This window comes from Pseudemcibacter sp. (assembly GCF_965661635.1).
GTDB lineage: Bacteria > Pseudomonadota > Alphaproteobacteria > Sphingomonadales > Emcibacteraceae > Pseudemcibacter.
Genome location: NZ_CBFIEP010000073.1, coordinates 1 through 5,062, shown reverse-complemented (window position 1 = coordinate 5,062; position 5,062 = coordinate 1). Strand labels below are relative to the sequence as shown.

Below are 5,062 nucleotides of genomic sequence, written 5' to 3'. Positions count from 1 at the left end.
AATTCTAGGTGCTAAAAGCCAAAAGCCAAGGTGACCAAGCAGTATCAAATAAAAAATATTAATGATTTTGAAAGAGCGCGGATTATTAATCATTTCGAACTCCTGAATATTAGCCTTAAAAGAATAGAAACAATAAATGATGTGACAAATATAATAACTACTTTCAAATAACTCGAGATATTCTGATCGATATTGATGCTTTGGAAATTATTTAGCGCTGATACTGATAAAAATTGAGGAGAGTTTGAGCCAAGTAAGAAGGGCACTTCATAATTTCCAAGAATAAAAGCAAATATTACAATGGATATTGAAACAAATTGTAACAAATTTAGTGGCATATATATTTTATAAAAACATTGTAAAAATCCAGCGCCTAAATCTTTTGCCGCGAGAACAAAGTTTTGATTTTTTGTATTATTAGTGGCAAGAAGATAGAGAACAATGAAAGGTATTTCTTTAAGTACGTAATTTAGAATAATACCTATACCATAAGTATCATTCACAAGACTAACGTTTGAATGCACACCAAAAGTATGAAGAAATCGAAACAAAAACCCTGTATCAGAAAAAAATAAAAATATGATATAGGCAAAACCGATATGAGGTAAAACCAAAACAATATTTAGCATTCCCAAATTCAAATCTTTTTTTCTAAAGCTCAAAAGATAAAAACTAAGCAATCCTCCGAAAATGACGGAAATGAAGGTAGCAATTGCGCTTATTGAAATAGAGAATATCAGTTCATAAATGGAAATATGGTCAAGAGAGCTTTCTGTGAGCGCAAAGATGCTCTCACTCGCCACGTTGAAAAAAGCATAAATAAAAAGCCCAAACGGGCTTATTAAAGCCAGAAAAATCAGGGATAACAGGGCTATTCTTGAATTATGTTGCTTTTCCATTCTTCCTCAATCATTGAAATATGCTCAGCAGGAAACTCTTGTACTTTTGCATTATTCAAAATTTCCAGTGATAAAGTTGCTTCACCTAAATCGACTGATTGCAGTTTTTCTGCATCTTGGGGGGATAATTTTGACATATCAAGAACACTAAAATCACCCCAGTTGTCTGAATTAAGTTTAGAGGCTTGTGCATCAATTCCCAATAAAAAATCTACTACGGTCTTTGCGTTTTCTTTATGGCTCGCATTAAAAGGAATAGTCACATAATGGGTATTAGCAAGCGCCCCTTCTTTGAGGACTAAGGTTTTGGCCGTTTTAGGAAAAATACCCTTATCAATCATTCTTTGTGCAGTCGACGGATAATAGTCCATCGTCATCCATACTGTGCCATCGGAAAAATTTTGATGAAGTTTACTAATCGATTCAGGATAAAACCTGCCTTCTTGATACAAATATGGCTCTATTTCTTTTAACCATGACCAAAGTTTTGGTAACTCTTGCTCTAATCTGTTTACTGAAAAATTATTGATAAGATTGTCATAGGCCTCTTTTCCCAAAATGTTGGCAAGGCTTTGCCTTATAAAGGCACTACCCGTAAAGTCCGGTGGGGCCGGATAAATAAATTTACCAGGGTTTTCTTTTATCCAGTTCGTGAGTTGATCTAATGTTTCAGGTGGGTTAGTAACTTTTGCGCTATCATAAATAAAGACCATTTGCGCACTGCCCCAAGGCGCCTCATATCCTAGATGCTCAATACCAAAATCATTGGCGATCGTTGGGTTCTTTAAATCAATATATTTTGAATTCTCCAATTCATATAAAAACGGCTTCCATGTTAAATCGTTATCTTTCATGGCTTTAAAGTTTTCACCATTCAGCCATAGAAGATCGATAGAGCCGTTTTCACGTCCGAACCTTTTATCCCGGATTAATTTTTGGATCGCATCTTGTGTGTCAGATAGTGGGACACGTTCTAGCAAAATATCATGTTTGTTTTTTAACTCACTGCTTACATAGGTATCAATCCAATGATTAATATCTTCGTTTCCTCCCCAAAGGGCAAAGCGAACAGTATTATCTTGCGCAAATGTTATTGATGAAAACAACAGGCTAATGATCGTGATGATTAAGTATTTCATATACTTTTATATTTCCTGTTTTTAACACTTCCGCAGAAGAAATGAGCAACTCTTTTTTAAAGGATAGAGAATTGATTATGGGCAACTGTGACACATATGAAATTCTTCTGATCACTTCAACGGCACAAAATTTTGCCATCAATGAATAATCACAGGGGCCATAAGTTTTATTAATTACATTATATGCGACTGCAAAATTATTTGAGAGCAGCATATGAGCGAGAAAAAACCCTAGATCAATTTCAGGTAATCCGAGAAAACCAAACTCAGGATCGATTATAAACATTCCCTTAGTTGTTTCAATCCAACTCATTGGATAAAAATCCCCATGAATTAACGTTCTCGTATTTTCAAAATATAACTTTCCTAATTCATGTGCCGCTATTTTTATCTCTGTTTCAGATAATATATGATCAACTTCCTCAGCTAATCCACCGGTCACTTGGTTTAAATCAATGGCTCTTTCACCGTCCTGAAAAGGCAGGTCAAAAATATATTCATGATTAAGTGCCCGCATATCGAGATTTTCAAACGTAACATCTGATGAAATTTCCAAGCTATGAAGCTTTTTCAAATAGCGAACTAATTTTTCACATGTTTCAGTATTAAGTTTTTCGGTTTGATTATATAAATATTCAAAATCAGTTGCCATTCCAAGATCAGATAAATAGGCAATTTTATTTGTTTTATCTAAACCGAGTAATTTTGGTGAATGTCGCGCTAAAAATGGACCCTCTTCTAATAACTGATAAAATTTTATTTCAGAAATAATTCTATTTCCGGGCGCAGGGATTTCTGGAAATCTAGCACAATAGGGCGGAGATTGTTTCACAATAATCGAAGACTGGTCATCAAAAATAAGCCGCAAAGTGAAATTCATGTTTCCATCACCCGCGATCATGATCTTTTGAACCGATTTATCATGGCCCGTTATGTCTTGAAGGTGAGCTTCAAAATCTTCACGGGTCCATTCATTTATAAATTTACGCGCCAATGACCTCAATACCTAATTTTAATAATCTTTAATCGATCTATATAATGCTATTAGCACGCAATTTGAGCGATTAAAATCAATTAAAAGTCACATTTTCGTGTATCAACTTCATTCAGATTTAACGACTTAACACAAAATTATCTTTGGATCGTCCGATCGCCGCTTTGCATTAGAGCGATCAAAAGCGAAATATTTTTGAAGTTTGATAATTTAGTAAATTGCTGCCCCGCAATTGCGGGGCAAACAAATAAGGTTTATCATACAGTCATTTCAATGCCGTTCGCACCTGCGGTTACAGTAACAGTACTGCCATCAAGAATATCCCCAGCAAGGATCATATTGGCCAAGCCGTCTTGGATGTTCTGCTGAATAACCCGTTTTAAAGGTCTCGCACCATAGACGGGGTCATAGCCCGTATGCGCAAGCCAGTCTTTTGCTGATACATCTAAATTGAGCGTGATTTTACGGTCAGCAAGACGTTTCTCAAGACCTGCTAATTGAATATCGACAATCGCATGCATATGTTTCTCCGCCAAACGGTGGAAAAGAGTTATTTCATCAAGACGGTTTATGAACTGAGGCCTAAAACTAGCTCTGACCACATCCATCACATCTTCTCGAACCGTATTAACATCATCATCTGATCCGAGCGCTGCTATTATATCACTGCCTAGATTGCTGGTAAGAATGATCAATACGTTCGAAAAATCAACGGTACGTCCCTGGCCATCAGTGAGACGACCGTCATCCAAAACCTGAAGCAGAATGTTAAAGACATCGCCGTGGGCTTTTTCAACTTCGTCAAAAAGAACCACCTGATATGGTCGACGGCGGACAGCCTCGGTAAGCACGCCGCCTTCTTCATATCCAACATACCCTGGAGGGGCGCCGATAAGACGAGCAACGGCATGCTTTTCCATAAATTCAGACATGTCGATCCTGACCATGGCATTTTCATCATCGAAAAGATATTCTGCTAGGGCCTTAGTGAGTTCCGTTTTACCAACACCCGTTGGACCAAGAAAGAGGAAAGAACCAATCGGGCGGGTTTCTTCTTGTAATCCTACCCGCGCACGACGAACGGCGGCTGCAACAGCAGAAACCGCTTCGTCTTGACCGATTACGCGCTTGCCAATGTTTTCTTCCATTGAAAGAAGCTTTTCACGTTCTCCTTCAAGCATTTTATCAACTGGAATACCTGTCCACCTGCTTATAACGGCAGCAATGTCATTGTCCGAGACTTCTTCTTTTAAAAGTTGATTATCATCCGCGTCACCTTCCGTGACATTTTTTAGTTTTTCTTCAAGATCTGGAATTTCGCCATATGTAAGCTCACCGGCACGTGCGAGATTACCTTCACGCTGGGCTTTTTCTAACTCTACACGTGCAGCATCTAAGCGTTCCTTGATTTTATGATCGCCTTCGATGCGATCTTTTTCTTTCTGCCACTGTGCCGTTAAGGTTGCAGATGTTTCTTCCAGTTCACTAAGTTCTTTTTCAAGATTTTTTAACCTATCCTTTGACGCCGCATCCTTTTCTTTGGTTAAGGCTTCACGTTCGATTTTAAGCTGAATTATTCTGCGGTCAAGTTCATCAAGCTCACTGGGTTTACTGTCCACTTCCATTTTAATCTTGGAGGCGGCTTCATCCATCAAATCAATCGCTTTATCAGGTAAGAACCTGTCATTTATATAACGATTGGAAAGAGTAGCGGCTGCAACAAGAGCGCTATCCTTAATACGGATCCCATGATGGAGTTCGTATTTTTCCTTTAATCCACGCAGAATTGAAATGGTATCTGCGACTGTCGGTTCACCAATTAAGACCGGCTGAACACGACGTTCTAGTGCAGCATCTTTTTCAACGTATTTACGATATTCATTAAGGGTTGTTGCACCAATACAATGAAGTTCACCCCGTGCAAGCGCCGGTTTTAAGAGGTTTGATGCATCCATAGACCCCTCAGACGCGCCCGCACCAACGATTGTGTGCAGCTCATCAATAAAAAGTACAACTTCACCATCAGAAGC

Annotated in this window: 4 protein-coding genes; all 4 read right to left on the bottom strand. The window is 38.2% G+C overall.

Annotation, left to right across the window (positions count from 1 at the left end):
- Positions 1 to 89: 89 nt before the first annotated feature.
- A complete protein-coding gene (locus ACTF6W_RS05450) occupies positions 90 to 899 on the bottom strand; it encodes an ABC transporter permease subunit (protein ID WP_438993535.1) in 810 nt (269 codons plus the stop codon).
- Positions 872 to 2,038 (bottom strand): ABC transporter substrate-binding protein, encoded by a 1,167-nt coding sequence (locus ACTF6W_RS05445; protein WP_438993534.1) that lies wholly within the window; start codon positions 2,036 to 2,038, stop codon positions 872 to 874. Before ACTF6W_RS05445 ends, ACTF6W_RS05450 begins: the two co-directional genes overlap by 28 nt.
- On the bottom strand, positions 2,010 to 3,032 hold the full coding sequence (locus tag ACTF6W_RS05440; protein WP_438993533.1) for a phosphotransferase: 1,023 nt from the start codon (positions 3,030 to 3,032) through the stop codon (positions 2,010 to 2,012). Before ACTF6W_RS05440 ends, ACTF6W_RS05445 begins: the two co-directional genes overlap by 29 nt.
- A 257-nt stretch (positions 3,033 to 3,289) precedes the next feature.
- On the bottom strand, positions 3,290 to 5,062 hold a 1,773-nt coding region (locus ACTF6W_RS05435; protein WP_438993532.1), incomplete at its 5' end, for an AAA family ATPase.